The sequence below is a fragment of the Pelomicrobium sp. P1 genome (assembly GCF_052805615.1).
The window spans coordinates 63482-79396 of sequence record NZ_JBRBEM010000004.1; the positions used below are offsets into that span (position 1 = coordinate 63482).

The 15915-nt window shown below is 67.7% G+C and carries 17 protein-coding genes and 1 pseudogene; 7 read left to right on the top strand and 11 right to left on the bottom strand.

Annotated features, from left to right (window positions below; genetic code table 11):
* Positions 1–11: 11 nt before the first annotated feature.
* Complete coding sequence (locus ACUVYZ_RS05635; protein WP_439933332.1) at positions 12–947, bottom strand: SMP-30/gluconolactonase/LRE family protein; 936 nt, start codon at positions 945–947, stop codon at positions 12–14.
* Positions 948–1102: 155 nt separating this feature from the next.
* Here ACUVYZ_RS05635 and gcvA point away from each other — a divergent pair, with 155 nt between their 5' ends.
* Positions 1103–2008: a transcriptional regulator GcvA gene (gene gcvA, locus ACUVYZ_RS05640; protein ID WP_439933331.1), complete on the top strand. Its 906-nt coding sequence runs from the start codon at positions 1103–1105 to the stop codon at positions 2006–2008.
* A gap of 66 nt (positions 2009–2074) precedes the next feature.
* Positions 2075–3172, top strand: a complete 1098-nt coding sequence (locus tag ACUVYZ_RS05645; protein WP_439933330.1) for an NAD(P)H-dependent flavin oxidoreductase — start codon at positions 2075–2077, stop codon at positions 3170–3172.
* Between the two features lie 53 nt (positions 3173–3225).
* On the opposite strand, the pseudogene ACUVYZ_RS05650 reads toward ACUVYZ_RS05645, so the two are convergent.
* From ACUVYZ_RS05650 to ACUVYZ_RS05670, 5 genes and pseudogenes are all read right to left on the bottom strand, one after another.
* Positions 3226–3662, bottom strand: a pseudogene (locus ACUVYZ_RS05650) (CorA family divalent cation transporter); the annotation flags it as partial.
* Positions 3644–3805 (bottom strand): hypothetical protein, encoded by a 162-nt coding sequence (locus ACUVYZ_RS05655; protein ID WP_439933415.1) that lies wholly within the window; start codon positions 3803–3805, stop codon positions 3644–3646. The pseudogene ACUVYZ_RS05650 and the gene ACUVYZ_RS05655, both read right to left, overlap by 19 nt.
* 120 nt (positions 3806–3925) lie before the next feature.
* Positions 3926–4234, bottom strand: a complete 309-nt coding sequence (locus ACUVYZ_RS05660; RefSeq protein ID WP_439933329.1) for a PA2779 family protein — start codon at positions 4232–4234, stop codon at positions 3926–3928.
* 149 nt (positions 4235–4383) lie between these two features.
* The gene (locus ACUVYZ_RS05665) at positions 4384–4650 is read right to left on the bottom strand and encodes a YdcH family protein (protein ID WP_439933328.1); all 267 of its coding nucleotides are present in this window, start codon (positions 4648–4650) and stop codon (positions 4384–4386) included.
* 170 nt (positions 4651–4820) lie between these two features.
* Positions 4821–5126 carry a hypothetical protein gene (locus ACUVYZ_RS05670; protein WP_439933327.1) on the bottom strand — a complete coding sequence of 102 codons (306 nt, stop codon included), beginning with the start codon at positions 5124–5126 and terminating at the stop codon, positions 4821–4823.
* A gap of 336 nt (positions 5127–5462) precedes the next feature.
* On the opposite strand from ACUVYZ_RS05670, the gene ACUVYZ_RS05675 reads away from it, so the two are divergent.
* Both ACUVYZ_RS05675 and ACUVYZ_RS05680 read left to right on the top strand, forming a co-directional pair.
* Positions 5463–5627, top strand: a complete 165-nt coding sequence (locus ACUVYZ_RS05675) for an FmdB family zinc ribbon protein (RefSeq protein ID WP_439933326.1) — start codon at positions 5463–5465, stop codon at positions 5625–5627.
* Positions 5628–5754: 127 nt separating this feature from the next.
* On the top strand, positions 5755–6363 hold the full coding sequence (locus ACUVYZ_RS05680) for a glycine zipper 2TM domain-containing protein (RefSeq protein ID WP_439933325.1): 609 nt from the start codon (positions 5755–5757) through the stop codon (positions 6361–6363).
* Between the two features lie 549 nt (positions 6364–6912).
* On the opposite strand, the gene ACUVYZ_RS05685 is transcribed toward ACUVYZ_RS05680, so the two are convergent.
* A complete protein-coding gene (locus ACUVYZ_RS05685) occupies positions 6913–7566 on the bottom strand; it encodes a 2OG-Fe(II) oxygenase family protein (RefSeq protein WP_439933323.1) in 654 nt (217 codons plus the stop codon).
* A gap of 752 nt (positions 7567–8318) precedes the next feature.
* On the opposite strand from ACUVYZ_RS05685, the gene pepN reads away from it, so the two are divergent.
* The 3 genes from pepN (at position 8319) to chrA (ending at position 13274) form a co-directional block, all read left to right on the top strand.
* Positions 8319–10988, top strand: coding sequence for an aminopeptidase N (pepN, locus tag ACUVYZ_RS05690; protein ID WP_439933322.1), 2670 nt, complete (start codon positions 8319–8321; stop codon positions 10986–10988).
* A gap of 22 nt (positions 10989–11010) precedes the next feature.
* Positions 11011–11781: a DUF1499 domain-containing protein gene (locus ACUVYZ_RS05695; protein WP_439933321.1), complete on the top strand. Its 771-nt coding sequence runs from the start codon at positions 11011–11013 to the stop codon at positions 11779–11781.
* A 98-nt stretch (positions 11782–11879) separates the two neighbouring features.
* Entirely contained in the window at positions 11880–13274 is a 1395-nt protein-coding gene (gene chrA, locus ACUVYZ_RS05700) for a chromate efflux transporter (protein WP_439933320.1), read from the top strand.
* A gap of 54 nt (positions 13275–13328) precedes the next feature.
* Here chrA and ribA read toward each other — a convergent pair whose 3' ends face one another.
* The 4 genes from ribA to ACUVYZ_RS05720 all read right to left on the bottom strand — a co-directional run bounded on the left by ribA (position 13329) and on the right by ACUVYZ_RS05720 (position 15804).
* Positions 13329–13961 carry a GTP cyclohydrolase II gene (ribA, locus tag ACUVYZ_RS05705; protein ID WP_439933319.1) on the bottom strand — a complete coding sequence of 211 codons (633 nt, stop codon included), beginning with the start codon at positions 13959–13961 and terminating at the stop codon, positions 13329–13331.
* A 142-nt stretch (positions 13962–14103) separates the two neighbouring features.
* Entirely contained in the window at positions 14104–14517 is a 414-nt protein-coding gene (locus tag ACUVYZ_RS05710) for a thioesterase family protein (protein ID WP_439933318.1), read from the bottom strand.
* Between the two features lie 14 nt (positions 14518–14531).
* Positions 14532–15203: a ceramidase domain-containing protein gene (locus ACUVYZ_RS05715; protein WP_439933317.1), complete on the bottom strand. Its 672-nt coding sequence runs from the start codon at positions 15201–15203 to the stop codon at positions 14532–14534.
* A gap of 109 nt (positions 15204–15312) precedes the next feature.
* On the bottom strand, positions 15313–15804 hold the full coding sequence (locus ACUVYZ_RS05720) for an Hsp20/alpha crystallin family protein (RefSeq protein ID WP_439933316.1): 492 nt from the start codon (positions 15802–15804) through the stop codon (positions 15313–15315).
* Positions 15805–15915: the final 111 nt, after the last annotated feature.

Sequence of the window (15915 nt, forward strand, 5' to 3'; positions counted from 1 at the left end):
CTCCTTTTTCTTTAACAGGGGGTGGTCTTGTAAACCAGGTTGTTGTGGGGAACGTCGCCGCTCAGCCGGTGATTCCACAAGGCTTTCAGCCTCGAATGGGTGACGTATAGCCTCGTGCCATCGCTGTCCAGGCTCGTCGGCATTTCCACCGTGAAGCCCCCGAGGCATTCCGCGACGTCCGCCATTTCCCCTTCGCGGAGGCGAATGCGCGCCACCCGGTCGGTGAATCCGAGCGCGGCATAGGCGAGCGCATCTTCTTCCGCAGGCGCCTTTCCGCCCGTGTCGGCGCTGCGAACCGTCGAACGGATCGCCAGACCGCAAACGCCGGCAAGCCGCCCTGGGGGCGCGAGTCGTTCCGCGCGCCGGGTATCGAGATCGAACCGCCACAGCTCTCCCGCCGCCGAGGAGCCGGCCAGCAGCCACTTCCCGTCGGGCGAGACGGCCAGCGCGGAAAATCCCTCGGCCCCCGGCCCGCCGCCGCCAGCCGCGGCATGCCATGGGGCCAGCTCGAGGCTTTCCCCATCCACCCGGTAAATGTGCCCGCGGGTGTTGTCGGAGATGAATGCGCTTCCGTCCGGAGCCAGGGCGATGTCGGGCAGACAATGCCTCGCGCTCGCCCGCGTCGCCAGGAAAACGCCGTCTTTGACGAGCCGGAGCGATCCCAAGTCGTACACGTAGAGCGCGCCGTGATCCAGCACCCAGAGCCGGTTGCGCTTCTCGTCCACGCGCACCCGCGCGGCGCCGTATTTCCCGTCTGCATGGGGCGCGAGGAACTGCTTCTGCGCCTTTGCCGGGTCCAGAGGCAGGAGCACCAGGGTGCCGTCCTGGTGGCTTCCCACGATGAGCGCGTCCTGCGCCGGCCAGTAGGCGAGCGCCGTGGGGTGCCATAGGGGAGACGGGTCTTTCCAGAAGAGCCAGTTGTCTTGTGGCTTGCAACCCTGCGCCATCAGAACAGTTGCGGCCAGGAGGAGGAGATACAGCGTCGTTCGCGATGACATGTGCGTGCCCGGATGTTTCCCGCGGAAGTACCAGCGGCTATCATAGAGATGACGCCCCAGCGCCGCGCGGATTCTTTTTCATCGTTCGTTGAGCCCTTCTCACCATGGCATCGGTTCGGCACCTTCCGCCCCTTCAAACCTTGGCCGCCTTCGAGGCGGCCGCGCGTCTGGAGAGTTTCGCCCGCGCTGCCGACGAGCTCTGCGTGACCCACAGCGCCGTTAGCCATCGCATCCGTCTGCTGGAGAATCACCTGGGCGCGCGGCTGTTCTTGCGCCTGGGAAAGAAGGTCGTGCTCACGCCCCAGGGAATGAGTTTCCTCGAGACGGTCACGCGTGCCCTGGAACTGCTCCGCGCCGGGGCCGCATCGGTCGCGCGCCAGAGCGGCCGCCGGCTTCGCCTCTCGACGCTTCCGGCCTTCGCCCATAGCTGGCTGGTCTACCGCATCGAGCGCTTTCTCCGGGCCCATCCGGACATCGACCTGGAGATCGACACGACCCCCAGCGTGGTGGATCTCAAGTCCGGAGAAGCGGACCTCGCCATTCGCCACGGCCTGGGAAACTGGGAAGGATTGGAAGTGATACGCTTCCTGGACGACGAGCTGCAGGCGGTCTGCAGTCCTAACTTCCGGGACGCGCATCCGGAAATCAAGGAACCCCGCGATCTGAAGGAAGCGCCGCTGCTTCGCCACACCGCCCAGCGCTGGGCGCCGTGGTTTCGGGCGGCGGGACTGGACTGGCCGGAACCCGCCCGCGGCCCGGCGTACAGCGACAGCGCGGTGATGCTGGCTGCGGCCGCTGAAGGGCACGGCGTCGCGCTGGCCAAGCGCTTGCTCGCCGCGCCGGCGATCGAAAGCGGCCGCCTCGTTCCGCTGTTCCCGCTAGCGGTCAAGGCCCGGGAGGCCTATCATATCGTGTACGTGAAATCCGCCCGGGACCGGCCGGAGGTCAACGCGTTCGTGCAGTGGCTTCTTTCCGAGGCCGAGCCTTCCGGGAACGGGGCGAATTGCTGAGGCCCTGTGCCCCTTCAAGCGCTTCTGGACGACGATCGATCTTCTCCAAACCACCCCCCATCGCCCATGCCGATCCACACAGCACTGACACGAAAGCTGCCCCTCGATTGCCCCATCATCCAGGCGCCCATGGCCGGTGGCGCGACGACCGTGGACCTGGTCGTCGCGGTGTGCGAGGCCGGCGCTCTGGGTTTCATCGCCGGGGCCTATACCACGCCCGCCCAGATCCTGGAGACGGCGCGAGCCGTGCGCGAGCGCACCGCCAGGCCCTTCGGCATCAACCTGTTCGCGCCCCAGCCGATGCCCGAGCTGCCGGGGGACGCTGGCCGCGCCCTCGAGCGGGTCGCCCTCTACCACGCCGAGCTGGGCCTGCCGCCGCCCGAGCTCCCCGCCCCGGCGCCGGACCCGTTCGAGGAGCAGCTTCCCGCGGCGCTGGAATCCGGCGCCTCGGTCTTCAGCTTCACCTTCGGCCCCTTGCCCGAGGCGGCCGTCGCCGCCATCAAGGCCCGCGGCATGTTCCTGATGGGAACCGCCACCACGGTGGAAGAAGCGATCGCCCTGGAGAAGTCGGGCGTGGACGCCATCGTGGCCCAGGGCGCGGAGGCCGGCGCCCACCGCGGGACCTTCGCCGCCGATTTCGACGCCGCGATGGTGGGAACCCTGGCGCTGGTGCCCCAGGTGGCGGACGCGGTCCGGGTGCCGGTGGTCGCCTCCGGCGGCATCATGGACGGCCGGGGCATCGCGGCGGCGCTGGCGCTGGGGGCGGCCGGGGTGCAGATGGGCACGGCGTTCCTCGCCTGCCCCGAGGCGGGTGTTCCCGAAGCCCATAAGGCGGCGATCCTCACGGCGCGGGAGCATCGGACGCGGGTGACGCGAGCCTTCTCCGGCCGCCCGGCGCGGGGGCTCGTCAACCGCTTCATGACGGAAGTGGATGAGAGCGGCGCGATCCTGCCGTTCCCGCTGCAGAACAGCCTCACCCGGCCGCTGCGCGCGGCCGCCGCCCGGTTGAACCGCCCGGAATTTCTCTCCCTGTGGGCGGGCCAGGGGGTGGGGCTTGCCCGGCGGCAGCCGGCGGGCGCGCTCATCGCCCGGCTCAACCGGGAACTGGAGCAGGCGCTCGAGCGCCTGGCGGCGTCACAAAGAACGCCCGCGCAAGAAGGGTAAGCGCCCGGCGTCCCAAGGGCACAAAACCGGGGGCGGCCTTCCACACGGGCGAGTCAGCCTCCCCGGCCGTCTCTACAGCCAGCCCGCCTTCTGAAGCGCCGCCACAGCAGCGCGTCCGCCCCCGCCATCACCGCCAGGACCAGGGGATAGCCGAAGGTCCAGTCCAGCTCCGGCATGTGGCGGAAGTTCATGCCGCAGATGCCGGCGATCATGGTCGGAACGGCAACAACGCGGCGTAGGAGGCGAGCCGCCTCATCACCTCGTTTTCCGCCAGGGCGATCATGGCAAGATTGACCTGCATCACGGTATTCAGCATCTCGCGCCGGCCCTCGATGGTCCGCAGCACCCGCAGCAGGTGATCGGAGACGTCGCGGGAGTACTCCTGCATGCCGCCGCACACCGGGGGAGTGCGCCCGCCGTGGAGCTTGCTCACCGCCTCCAGCAGCTGGGCGACCGCATGCTGCACGATCATCAGGCGGTGCTTGAGGGAATCTGGGCGAGCTCCTGCGGAGTGGGGTCCTTGAGCGCCACCCACACGAAGCCGCCGGGTTTGACCAGATAATCGCTGATCCCCTCTACGGGGAGATCGGCAAGCTTTCGACCGTCCTGATAGGCAAGGCAGCTGATGAGCATAGGCGGGCTGGCACCGATTCGGGGGGCGAAGAAGAAAAGGCAACCGCCGCCTGCGCCTTGTGCGTGGGGAAGGCGCGGGCGCGGGAATTCCAGAGGCCGGGGAGTGCACCCCGCGCCGGATCAAACGATAAGGGCGATCAGCAGGACCACCAGGATGATGATGAGGAGATCCCGGACGCTCAGATCGCCGCCCGCCGGCAGGGTGTTGATCCTTTCGGACACCATCCTGACTTCCTCGGCGGTCATGGCGTCTACGCGCTTTTTCGCCAGCTCGGGCTCGACCCCCAGGGCCTTGAGTTTTTCCCGGGCCTCGTCCCGGTCGAGGACGCCCTTAAGCTGCTCGCGCTGGACCTCTACGCCGGCGGGATCCAGGAGCCGCTCGGTCGAGACAATCTCCGCCTGCCCGGCGACGCTCTGAAGCGCGAACATCGACCCCGCCAAGAAGCGGCTGCAAAAAGCAGGCACACGCAATGCCATCTTGATCCTCCCTATTGGACGGTGACAAGGCGATGCCATGTTAACCCCAACCCGGCCCGTATTTCCAGGCTCCCGCCAAAAGCCCTTGGTCCCTTCCCGGCTCAGCGCGGTGAATCGACTCCCTCGTTCTTGAGCTTGCGCAGGATCAGGTAGATCTCGTCCTTGAGCTTGAGCCGCCGTTTCTTCATCGCTTCGAACTCGAAGTCTTCGAACGGCTTGTCGTTTTCCTCGATGTCCACGATCTCCGCGTTCACTTTTTCGTACTCGTCGAACAGGTGCGCGAGATGGGGATCCCGCTCCCTGAGCTCGTGGATGAGGGGGACGAATTCCGGAAACTCGTGATCCAGGTCGTGGGGAAGAACTCGCATACTGGCCTCCCGTGTCCATCGGAACCTGCACGCCGGGGTGGGGTCCGGCGCCAGACAGCATAACGCCGGCGAGGCGACCCGACCAACCGGGCACGACCGGAAGCCCCCGCCGCAAGCGGGGTGCCCTTTCCCTCCGCGGGGAGCGGGAAGACCGGGGCTGGCCCACGCGCCTATTTCTTGTTTTCGGCGAGCTGGGCGATCAGCCACTGAAGCTCGCGGTCCACGATGGCGCGGGAGACCTCCACCCCTTGGGCGTACGCGATCACTTCCTCGGTGCTCAGGATGATGGATTTGGAACCCCGGGGGCTTTCCACGGTGACGCGGTGATGCTTCGCCCCCGGCAACCATCCAGCTTCATCCCACACGGGCTCGCCCCGCAACGCAACCCCCGCCTGCCTGGCCAGCGCGACCAACTTGCGCGAGATCTCTTTGGCTCCCAGTTTGGCCAGCTCGCTTGCCTCGGGCCTGGTGTCCATGGCTACGCGGGTAGGAATTTTTCGGACTCGAGGGGTGCAACAATAAGCATCCGCGGCAGGGAACCCCCATCACCACCTGCCCGGCGATGAAACAAACTCCTCCTTTCAATTATTTAGACTGTTTATGGGGCAGAAATTCCCGCGGATCCCCGTTCGCCCGCGAACCTGCCGCCGGAAGGAGAAGGGCGCCCGGGGGCGGCCGCGGTCTAAGGCACCCGGGCAGCCGCCGGACAGTCTAAGGGCGTGAAAAGGGCCGGACGCTGCCCCGGCATGTCCATCATCGGGGTGTGGCGGTACCCCAGGCCCGGCCCGGGCGTAACGAAACGGAGGAGAAGTATGCCGATCTACGAATACCAGTGCCGGGAGTGCGGCGAGAAGTTCGAGCGCTCCGAGCACATAGCCGAGCACGGCCGTGAGAAGCCCCGCTGCCCCAAGTGCGGGGGTGACAAGGTGGAGCCGCTCCTCGCGCCCTTCTTCGCCAAGACCTCCCGAAAGAGCTGAAAACCCTGTCTCCTGACCCGGCGGTTGGGGCGGTAGAAAGGGAGGCGCGCGTTCAGCCGGGGTTCAGCTTGTGCTCCCTAGGATGGGAGGGGTGACGGCAGATTGCCGTGCCTTACGAGGAAGCGCCATGAACAACAGGAACGCCACCATCGCTTTCGGTTTTGTGATCGCCGCCGCGGCCGTCCCGGCCGCCGCCCGCCACGACGATGGGTATGTCGTCGCCCGTGTCGTGTCCGCCACCCCCGTGTACCGGCAAGTCGTTGAGCCCCGCCAGGCGTGCTGGTTCGAGCGGGTCGCGGAGCAGGAGCGCTCCTACACCGGCGCCGTAATCGGCGGCATCGCGGGCGGGCTCCTGGGCCATCAAGTGGGCAAGGGAAGCGGCAAAACCCTCGCCACCGCGGCGGGGGCCGTTACCGGCGCCCTGGTGGGTGATCACTTGGCGAACCGGGACCGGGCCCCCGGCTACCGGGATGTGAAACGCTGCCGCACGGTGGAGCACGTCCGGCAAGTGCACGACGGCTACGAGGTGGTCTACCGCCACGCGGGCCGGGAGCACGTGACCGTCCTGCCCCACCCTCCCGGACCTACGGTGCGCATCCCGGTCTCCGTCCACGCGGTCCACGTCCATCCGGCGCATCCCTTTCCTCCCGGCTGGTACAAGCACAAGGTCAAGCACAAGGAAAAGCACAAGCACGGGGACTACGAGTACGAATACGAGTACGAGTGGGACGATTGAAGCCCGCCCGCCGGGCGCCGGTCACTCCGGGTCGCCCGGCCTCTCTTTGTCGCGCACTTCGAATCGGGTCTCCCCTCGATCGATCAGGGGCGCCGGATCTCCGCCGTCATTACCGGCCTCTTGGCCCGTGGCGGCGGAGAGCCTCCCCGGGACGGGCGGGCAGGCAATCGGCGGCACTGAACCACGGGCGGTGGGACGGCGCGCGGTGGTGCAATGCGCAACCCCGGCGCCGCCGGGCCCTGAACCGCGCCCGCGGCGGGAGGGACGGCACGCCCCGGGGCTTCCCCGAACGCAGCTGGCGGGTACGAAACCCGGTGGGAAGGCGGACGGAGAGGACCTGCCTGGCCGGATCCGGGCAGCGCTCGCAGGGGGTACGGTGTTTTCAGCCAGTGCGGCTACCCCCGGGGCGGGGCGGTGGGACGTTGGACAACGGGGCAGAACTTCCGGCTCTTGCGCCCTCCGGTATGAGTCTTGTGGACCCCTAGGGCCAGGGGAGCGGTTGGCCTTTGGGCTGGTTGAGCCAAGGAGGACTGCATTTTCGCCAGCGCCTTATTCTTCTCCCCAAAGGGGCCGGCTCAACTCTTCGGCGTAGCGCGGGAACATGATGTTGAAGCTCAGGCTCACCCGCTCTTCCGCGCTCGCGTTCTCCGGCACCGAATGGGGCAGCCAGGCGGGGAAGAGAAGCAGCATCCCCGGCCGCACCTGGATTACCGCCAGGTCGGTGTTCTCCCGAGTGAGCTCCGTCACCGGAGGGCGGATCACCCCGGCCTGGGGCCTCGGATCGTGGAAGTAAATGGTGTCCGCGCCCGCCGGAGTGCGGACGTAGTAGACTCCGCTCAGGAAGTTATTGGGGTGGTAGTGCACGGGGTGGGCCGCCCCGGGGGCGAGCACCGTGGCCCAGCAGCCGGTCACCTGGAACTCCGCCGCCCCCACCTTGAGAAAAGTCAGCACCCCATGGCCCGCCAGCTCGATGATCTCCACCAGGGCCCGCAGCTCGGTCCGCTTGTGCAGCCCATAACCGGACTGCCAGCCCTGGCCGCGGGCGAGGGGCGGCAACCTCCGGCGCCCTTCCTCCAGCACCCGGGTCACCGCCGCCTGGATCGGCCCGGAGGTCTCCTCCTTGAGCTGGAACTGCCACACCATCGCGGGAAACAGGGCGTGAAGATCCGTCGCCGCGAGGTGGGGTTTGAGCCTGGCGATCATGGCGCCACCGGAACCGGGACGGGCAATCTTCGCCACAAGGCGCACTACCCGTCCTATTCCAGTCAAGCAAATCTGGACCAAGTTGCAACCGCGGCCCGCCTGGCCCGGGCCGGGTTGGAAACCAGCCAGATCAAGGGATTTGCCCGGCCTGTCCGAGAGGGCTTCCCAGGGTCGGCCGGTATTTCTCCTTGACGGGTCGGAGCGACTTTCCTAGTTTTAAAGCAGGCGAGGAAGCGCGCGGTCCTGCTTTCCGCCGCTCCGGGCAGAGCACACGGATCTCTCTCGACCGCCTGGAGTTTTGCGCTGCACATCGAGGCACGACGTGCCGGTCGAGAGGTCGTGCAACAGTTGCAGCGCCGCGCACGCGATTTCCGTGCGACGAGAAAAGCCGCATGAGTTCCCCGCTCTCTTGCGGGGAGACAGCTTGCACACATGGCCGCCGCCTGAAACGCGGCCTGGTCCGCGGGGCGATACCGACCGGTTGTGCGGTCTAACGTGCAAGCCGGGGCCGCAAGCACCTCCATGAGCTCGTGGGGGTCAAGGCTCCAGGCCCGGGGACGGAAGCCCTGCCCCGGGCCTTTCATTTGGAGCGCTTTCCGGCCTTCGTCCCCCATGGCCGCGTCTTCCCTCCCGGCGCCGGCTATGCAAAGATTTCCGCCGCCCGGAACTCATGCTGGCGCGCCCGAGTCAACCCAACGCGGCCGGGCGGCATTCCCGTTCCGTTTCCTCGAACGACAACTCGACGACTTCCCATGCGCGACCCGACTCCGAAGGCCATCTATCTCAAGGACTACACTCCGCCCCCCTTCCTGGTGGACGCCGTCGACCTGGACATCGATCTTCGTGACGACCATGCCCGGGTGCGGGCGCGACTCGACCTTCGCCGCAATCCCAGGGCCGGCGCCTCCAGTGGGTTGGCACTGGACGGGGACGAGCTCGCGCTGGAGTCCGTGCGGCTGGATGGCCGCCCCCTCAGCGAAGGGGAGTACGTGCTGAAGAATTCCCAGCTCCTCATCCCCGGGGCGCCGGATGCCCTCACCCTGGAGACGGTGGTGCGCATCCATCCCCATCAGAACACCCAGCTCATGGGGCTTTACGTTTCCAAGGACGGGTTCTTCACTCAGTGCGAGCCGGAGGGTTTCCGCCGCATCACTTTCTTCATCGACCGGCCGGACGTGATGGCCCGTTACACCACCACCCTCCATGCCAGCAAGACGGAGTGCCCCTGGCTTCTCTCCAACGGCAACCTGATCGCCCAGGGGGAGGAAGAAGGAAATCGCCATTGGGCCAGATGGGAGGATCCGTTCCCTAAGCCTTCGTACCTCTTCGCCATGGTGGCGGCCAGGCTCGACAAGCTGGAGGACACCTTCGTCACCCGCTCGGGCAAGCGGGCGAAGCTGCAGATCTACGTGGAGCCCGGCAAGCTGGACCAGGCGGGCTTCGCCATGCAGGCGCTCAAAAAGGCGATGAAATGGGACGAGGATACCTTCGGCCTGGAGCTGGACCTGGACCAGTACATGATCGTCGCGGTGGGCGACTTCAACATGGGGGCCATGGAGAACAAGGGCCTCAACATCTTTAACACCAAGTACGTACTGGCCCGGCCCGACATCGCCACCGACCAGGATTTCCGGCACATCGACCAGGTGGTGGCCCACGAGTACTTCCACAACTGGACCGGCAACCGGGTGACCTGCCGTGACTGGTTCCAGCTCTCGCTGAAGGAGGGCCTTACCGTGTTCCGCGACCAGGAGTTCACTGCGGACCTGTACTCCCGCCCGGTCCAGCGCATCCGGGACGTGCGCCACCTGCGCGCCGTCCAGTTCCCCGAGGACGCGGGTCCCATGGCCCACCCGGTGCGCCCCCAATCCTACATGGAGATCAGCAATTTCTACACCGCCACCGTGTACGAGAAGGGCGCGGAAGTGGTGCGCATGCTCCAAACCCTGCTCGGCAAGGAAGGGTTCCGCAAGGGCATGGACCTCTACTTCCAGCGCCACGACGGCCAGGCGGTCACCTGCGATGATTTCGTGCGCGCCATGGCCGATGCCAACGGCATGAACCTCGCCCAGTTCATGCGCTGGTACGACCAGGCGGGCACGCCCGTGCTGGACGTCTCGGACCATTACGACCCGGCGAGCCGGCGCTACGCCCTCACGGTGAAGCAGTCCTGCCCGCCCACGCCCGGCCAGCCGGAGAAGCTGCCGTTCCACATTCCCCTGGCAGTGGGACTGCTGGATCGGGACGGCAAAGACATTCAGCTCCGGCTCGAGGGCGAGCCCCCCGCGCCCCGCTCCCCGGACGGCACCACCCGGGTGCTCCCCCTCACCCGGCCCGAACACCGCTTCGTCTTCGTGGACGTGCCTGAGAGACCGGTGCCCTCCCTCGCCCGAGGCTTCTCCGCGCCGGTCGACGTGCGCTACCCCTATAGCAGGGAGGCCCTCGCCCATCTCATTGCTCACGACACGGATCCCTTCAACCGCTGGGACGCGGGCCAGCGCCTGGCCACCGATCTCATCCTCCAGGGCATCGAAGCGCTGAAGGCCGGCCGCGAGCCGGCGGTGCCGGAGGCCTTTGTCCGAGCCATGGCCCGGCAGCTCCAGGGAGAAGACGGACACGGACCCCGGGATCCGGCCTTCGCCGCGGAAGCCCTGTCGCTCCCCGAAGAGAGCTTCATCGCCGAGCGCATGGAGGTGGTGGACCCGGACGCGATCCACGGCGTGCGCACGGGCCTCGCCCGCGCCCTGGCCGAACGCCTGCACGGCGAGTTCATGCACGCCTACCGCGCCCAGGCGGTGCCGGGCCCGTACCGCCCGGACCCGGCTTCCGCCGGCAAGCGGGCGCTGCGCAATTTGTGCCTCGCCTATCTGGCCGAGACCGAGGACCCGGAGGCGCTGCGCCTCGCCTTCGTCCAGTTCGAAACCGCCGACAACATGACCGACGCCCTGGCGGCGCTTTCCATCCTCGCCCACTTCGACTGCCCCGAGCGGGAGCGGGCGCTGGAAGCGTTCTACGCCCGGTGGAAGGATGAGCCCCTGGTGGTGGACAAGTGGCTGCGGGTGCAGGCCGTCTCCCGCCTTCCGGGGACGCTGGAGAACGTCAAGCGCCTCACCGAGCACCCGGCCTTCTCCCTGCGGAACCCGAACAAGGTGTACGCCCTGATCGGGGCGTTCAGCATGGGCAACCACGTGCGCTTCCACGCCGCCGACGGCAGCGGCTACCAGTTCCTCGCCGACCAGGTGATCGTCCTGGACAAGCTCAATCCCCAGGTGGCGGCGCGCCTCGCCCGGGCGTTCGACCGCTGGCAGAAGTTCGATGAAGGGCGCAAGGCCCATGCCCGGGCAGCCCTGGAGCGCATCCGGGACACGGCGGGCCTCTCCAAGGACGTGGCCGAGATCGTCACCAAGGCGCTGGGCGACTAGCCTGGATTCCAGAACCCCGGAAATGGCCTCCTCGACCGGCGCTTCCAGGGCGGCCGCTCGGCTCGCCGGCCTCGGCCTCGGGCTGGCCCTCGCCGCCGCGACGGTGGGGCTCGCTTCCGGGATCGGCCACCGTCTCGGAGGGTGGCACTACGCGACCGGCATCCCCATGCTGCGCTGGGCCTTCTGGATCGCCCTGGCGGCGATCGTGCCCGCGGCGCTCGCCCTCGTCGTGGCACGCGCCGGGCGGGTCGTTCCGATGGCGCTGCTGGGCCTCGCCGTCGCCGCCGTCACCGCCTATCTTCCCTGGAGCCACTGGCGCCTCGCTCGAAGCGTTCCCCCGATCCACGACATCACCACCGACACCGAGCACCCGCCGGCCTTCGTCGCCACGGCCGCCCTGCGCAAGCCCGGCGACCATTCCCCCGCCTACGCCGGGCCCGCCGCCGCCGAGCAGCAGCGGCAAGCCTATCCCGACATCGCGCCCCTCATCGTGAAGGCGTCCAAGGAGGACGCGTTCGACGCCGCCCGCTCGGTCCTGGCGGCGATGGGGCTGGAGATCATCGATGCCGACCCGTCGGAAGGGCGCTTGGAGGCCACGGACACGAGCCTGCTCTTCGGCTTCAAGGACGACCTGGTGGTTCGCGTGACCGGCACCGCCGAAGGCACCCGCATCGACGCGCGCTCCCAGTCCCGGGTGGGGCGAAGCGACTTGGGCGTCAACGCCAAGCGAGTCCGCACCTTTCTTCGGGAGCTCGCCTCCCGCCTGGAAGCGGAGCGGCGAGCGCCTGGCTGATCCGCCGCTTCACCGATCCCGAGAGGCGTTCCTTCTGGGGATGGAAAAGCCTTCCGACTGCCCCCAAAATCGCGTCATCTCAGGACCTGTCGAAATCCATGCGCGAAGAAGAAACGGCCACCCACCGGGCGAGGGAGCGATACGGCCACTCCATCGCCTTCGCCGAGGCGCTGAAAGTCTGGGCCCGGGTCGCCGCCCTGAGCTTCGGCGGGCCCGCGGGCCAGATCGCGGTCATGCACCGCATCCTGGTGGAAGAGAAGAAATGGGTGAGCGAAAGCCGCTTTCTCCACGCCCTCAATTACTGCATGCTGCTGCCCGGCCCGGAGGCGCAGCAGCTCGCCACCTACATCGGCTGGCTGCTACACGGGACCGCCGGGGGCCTGGTCGCCGGGACCCTCTTCGTGCTGCCGGGTTTCCTCAGCATCCTGGCCTTGAGCGTCCTCTACGCCGGGTTCCAGGAGTTGACCGTGGTCCAGGCGGTGTTCTTCGGCATCAAGGCGGCGGTGCTGGCCGTGGTGGTGGAGGCGGTGCTGCGCATCGGCAAGCGGGCGCTCAAGACCGCGCCCATGGTCCTGCTCGCCGCGGCGGCGTTCATCGCGATCTTTTTCTTCGACATGCCCTTCCCCGCCATCATCCTGGCCGCCGCCGCCATCGGCTTCCTCGGCGGACGCCTGGACCCCCGGCGCTTCGTGGTCATCAAGGGGCATGAGCCGGCCGGCGGAGATGAACCCGCCGTGGACGCCCTGCTGGCCGAGGGCCGCCCTAGCCACACCCGCCCTTCCCTCGCCCGGGCGGTCAAGGTGGCCGCCGTGTGGCTTAGCCTGTGGTTTGCGCCTTTGATCGCCCTCGGCGCCACGCTGGGATCGGGCAACGTCTTCACCCAGATCGGGATCTTCTTCAGCAAGCTCGCGGTGGTCACCTTCGGCGGCGCCTACGCGGTGCTCGCCTACATGGCCCAGGAAGCAGTGGAGCGCTACGGCTGGCTCGCCCCCGGCGAGATGCTGGACGGCCTCGGCATGGCGGAGACCACCCCGGGCCCCCTGATCCAGGTGGTGCAGTTCGTAGCCTTCATGGGCGCCTTCCGCGACCCCGGTGCCCTGGACCCCTACAGCGCCGGCATTCTCGCCTCGGTGCTCGCCACCTGGGTCACCTTCGTGCCCTGCTTCCTCTGGATCTTTCTGGGGGCGCCCTACGTGGAGTCCCTGCGCGGGAGCGGCGCCTTGAGCGCCGCCCTCTCCGGCATCACCGCGGCGGTGGTGGGCGTGGTGCTGAACCTGGCCGTGTGGTTCGCCCTCCACGTAAGCTTCGGGGAGATCGAAGAGATGCACGCCTATGGAATAAAGCTGCTGGTGCCGGCGCTCGACACCGTCAACGTCCCGAGCGTGCTCCTCACCCTCGCAGCCTTCGCCGCCCTGATGCGCTTCAAAGCGGGGATGATCCCGGTGATCGGCGGAGCCGCCGCCCTGGGCGCCGCCTATTACCTGCTGGCCTGAGGGCTAACGCCCTTTCGGGGCGTTAGCCCCGAAAGGGCCGCCGGAAGCTTCCGGTCAGACCGGGATCCAGTGGCCGAGCCGCCGGGCCTTGGCTCGTAGGTAACGGTGGTTGTGGGGATTGGTCCCGGCCACCAGGGGCCGGCGGGAGGCGACCTGGATGCCGAGGGCTTCCAGCGCCGCCACCTTGCGCGGGTTGTTGGTCATGAGGTGCACCGCCCCCACGCCCAGGTGCTCGAAGATGGGCTTCACCGCGTCGTAACGGCGTTCGTCCTCGCCAAAGCCCAGGTGCCGGTTCGCCTCTACCGTGTCCATGCCCTCGTCCTGAAGGCGGTAGGCGCGGATCTTGTTGAGGAGCCCGATGCCGCGCCCTTCCTGGCGCAGGTACACCAGCACGCCCCGGCCCTTGGCGGCGATGCGCTTCATCGCCGTCTCGAGCTGGGCGCCGCAGTCGCAGCGGCGGCTGAAAAGGGCGTCCCCGGTCAGGCATTCCGAGTGCACCCGGGCGAGCACCGGCTCCCCGCCCGCCACGTCTCCCAGGGTGAGGGCCACGTGCTCCCGGCCGCCGGCCCGGTCGATGAAACCGTGCAGGCGGAAGGTGGCCCAGGGAGTGGGCAGGTCGCTCGACTCCACGTATTCGACCGAAAGCTCCCGCTCTCCGGCGGGCACCAGAGGGATTACGTTAGTCATGGCTGTTGTTTCCCTTCGCCGCGATGGAGCGCTTTGCCCCGCAAAGATAAGGGCATTGCCCCCGCAAATGCCAGAAAATTCTTTTCATTGGGCCATTTAATCCCGTTGAAGGACGGAAAGCCAGCCCATCTCCCCCGGCGACTCAGGGCCCGCGCCCCCGGGCTTTCTCCTGGACCCGCCGGTCGAAGCGCTCCACGTTGACCACCACCCGCTCGTGGATGCCCTCCCCGATCAGCTCCCGCTCGTCCTCGGCGCGCACGCGAAAGGTCAACCGGCGCCCGTCCACCCGCAGGAGCACCGCCTCAGCCCGCACCCGCATGCCCACCGGGGTGGCGGCCACGTGGGACACTTCCAGGCGCGTGCCCAGGCTCTGGTGGCCAGCCGGCAAGTAGGCTTCCACTGCGGCGAGGGCCGCCGCCTCCATCAGGTTCACCATCACCGGGGTGGCCAGGACGGGGATCTTGCCGCTGCCCACGTGGGGCGCGGTGTGCTCGGGTCCCACCACCACTTCGTGGCTCCCCGCCATGCCCGGCTCGAGCTGCAAAGTCAGTCCCATGAAATCCCCCCTTGTTATGTGCGCGCCGCGAGGACCGAAGCCGCCTGGCGCACCAGCGCCACCACCAGGCGGTAAAGCACCACCGCGTTCAGAAGATGCCAGAGAAAATGGGTCCCCACCGGCCATCCCTCGCACACCCACAAGTCCCCGGTGCGCAACGCCAGGGACAGGGTGAAGAGGGCCCAGGTCAAGGCGAAATCCCGCCCGAGGGGCGAGTCCCGGAGGCCCAGCCAGGCCACCAGGATGCCCAGGGTCGCCCAGGCGGGCCCGTAGAAGATGGAGCCGTTCAGGAAGTCCGGAGGGAAAAGCCCCCGCAGGCCGAAGTTGGCCGCCTGGAACAGCCCGAACCAGAAGAGGACCCAGGGTAGCGGAAGGGCCCCGACCCGGTGGAGGAAGCTCGGCAGGAACACGCTGATGAAGAGTAGGATCGGGATCTCGTCGGCCAGCGCCGCCCAGCGGGTGGCCAGTAGATGCCACAGGGTGCTCCCCACCCCGATGGCGACGACCAGGGCGATCAGGAGCGCCAGGTCCCAGCCGTTGCGAAGGCTTAGGCCCGGGGTTTCCCTGAAGCGCCGGACCGCGGCGGCCGCCGCCAGGAAAAAGGCCCCGTTGCTCAAGGTGTTCGCCGGCTCCTGCCACCAGCCCGGACCCGCGCGCTCACAGTAGGCGTCGATCAGCTCGTTCATGGAGGGAGAGGCTCCTCTGGCGAGCCGCCAGTGTGCCCGAACGCTCCCGCCGCAGCCAAGATGGCACAAAAAAGCCCGGCCGCGCCGGGCTTCTTGGAGTAAACGGAAATCAACTCACCTTGATGGTGCGCTTGCGGGACTTCTCCACCTTGGGCAGCGTGATCTCCAGGATACCGTCGGCCAGGGTGGCTTTGGCCTTGGACTCATCCACCGCGGCCGGAAGCGGGAGGGTGCGGGAGAAGGCGCCGTAGGCCATCTCGGACCGGTAGTAGTCGCCTTTTTCTTCCTTCTCTTCCCGCTTCACTTCGCCCTTCAGGGTGATGAGATCCCCGTCGATGGTGATTTCCACGTCCTCTTTCTTCACGCCTGGCATTTCGGCCCTGACCACCACTTCCTCGTCCCGGTCGATCACGTCCACCCGGGGCACTCGCCCTTCAAAGGGGAGTTCCGCCGGAAGCGCCCGCTCCCACCGGAACGGACGGAGCCAACCCCGCCCAAGGAACTCTTCGAAGAGCCGGTCGATGTCCTCGAACGGGGTTAGCGCCCGGGTCACGCCACGCCCCCGGGTCACGGGTACGTCTTTCCTGGTGTTCTCAGCCATAAAAACCTCCATTCGAAATCCGATCTGGTCAACGAATGCTTGATCCATTCGTTATGTAATATAGTGGCGCTCGGCGCGCCATCAAGCGGGCCGGGTTCGGATCACCCGCAT

What these genes read in the sequence shown, in the direction of transcription:
- ACUVYZ_RS05720 (WP_439933316.1), bottom strand. Translation starts at nt 15,804, where the DNA reads ATGGCTGAGAACACCAGGAAAGACGTACCCGTGACCCGGGGGCGTGGC.
- gcvA (WP_439933331.1), top strand. Translation starts at nt 1,103, where the DNA reads ATGGCATCGGTTCGGCACCTTCCGCCCCTTCAAACCTTGGCCGCCTTC.
- ACUVYZ_RS05710 (WP_439933318.1), bottom strand. Translation starts at nt 14,517, where the DNA reads ATGGGACTGACTTTGCAGCTCGAGCCGGGCATGGCGGGGAGCCACGAA.
- chrA (WP_439933320.1), top strand. Translation starts at nt 11,880, where the DNA reads ATGCGCGAAGAAGAAACGGCCACCCACCGGGCGAGGGAGCGATACGGC.
- ACUVYZ_RS05635 (WP_439933332.1), bottom strand. Translation starts at nt 947, where the DNA reads ATGGCGCAGGGTTGCAAGCCACAAGACAACTGGCTCTTCTGGAAAGAC.
- ACUVYZ_RS05675 (WP_439933326.1), top strand. Translation starts at nt 5,463, where the DNA reads ATGCCGATCTACGAATACCAGTGCCGGGAGTGCGGCGAGAAGTTCGAG.
- ACUVYZ_RS05715 (WP_439933317.1), bottom strand. Translation starts at nt 15,203, where the DNA reads ATGAACGAGCTGATCGACGCCTACTGTGAGCGCGCGGGTCCGGGCTGG.
- ACUVYZ_RS05645 (WP_439933330.1), top strand. Translation starts at nt 2,075, where the DNA reads ATGCCGATCCACACAGCACTGACACGAAAGCTGCCCCTCGATTGCCCC.
- ACUVYZ_RS05695 (WP_439933321.1), top strand. Translation starts at nt 11,011, where the DNA reads ATGGCCTCCTCGACCGGCGCTTCCAGGGCGGCCGCTCGGCTCGCCGGC.
- pepN (WP_439933322.1), top strand. Translation starts at nt 8,319, where the DNA reads ATGCGCGACCCGACTCCGAAGGCCATCTATCTCAAGGACTACACTCCG.
- ACUVYZ_RS05665 (WP_439933328.1), bottom strand. Translation starts at nt 4,650, where the DNA reads ATGCGAGTTCTTCCCCACGACCTGGATCACGAGTTTCCGGAATTCGTC.
- ACUVYZ_RS05655 (WP_439933415.1), bottom strand. Translation starts at nt 3,805, where the DNA reads ATGCTCATCAGCTGCCTTGCCTATCAGGACGGTCGAAAGCTTGCCGAT.
- ACUVYZ_RS05670 (WP_439933327.1), bottom strand. Translation starts at nt 5,126, where the DNA reads ATGGACACCAGGCCCGAGGCAAGCGAGCTGGCCAAACTGGGAGCCAAA.
- ACUVYZ_RS05680 (WP_439933325.1), top strand. Translation starts at nt 5,755, where the DNA reads ATGAACAACAGGAACGCCACCATCGCTTTCGGTTTTGTGATCGCCGCC.
- ribA (WP_439933319.1), bottom strand. Translation starts at nt 13,961, where the DNA reads ATGACTAACGTAATCCCTCTGGTGCCCGCCGGAGAGCGGGAGCTTTCG.
- ACUVYZ_RS05660 (WP_439933329.1), bottom strand. Translation starts at nt 4,234, where the DNA reads ATGTTCGCGCTTCAGAGCGTCGCCGGGCAGGCGGAGATTGTCTCGACC.
- ACUVYZ_RS05685 (WP_439933323.1), bottom strand. Translation starts at nt 7,566, where the DNA reads ATGATCGCCAGGCTCAAACCCCACCTCGCGGCGACGGATCTTCACGCC.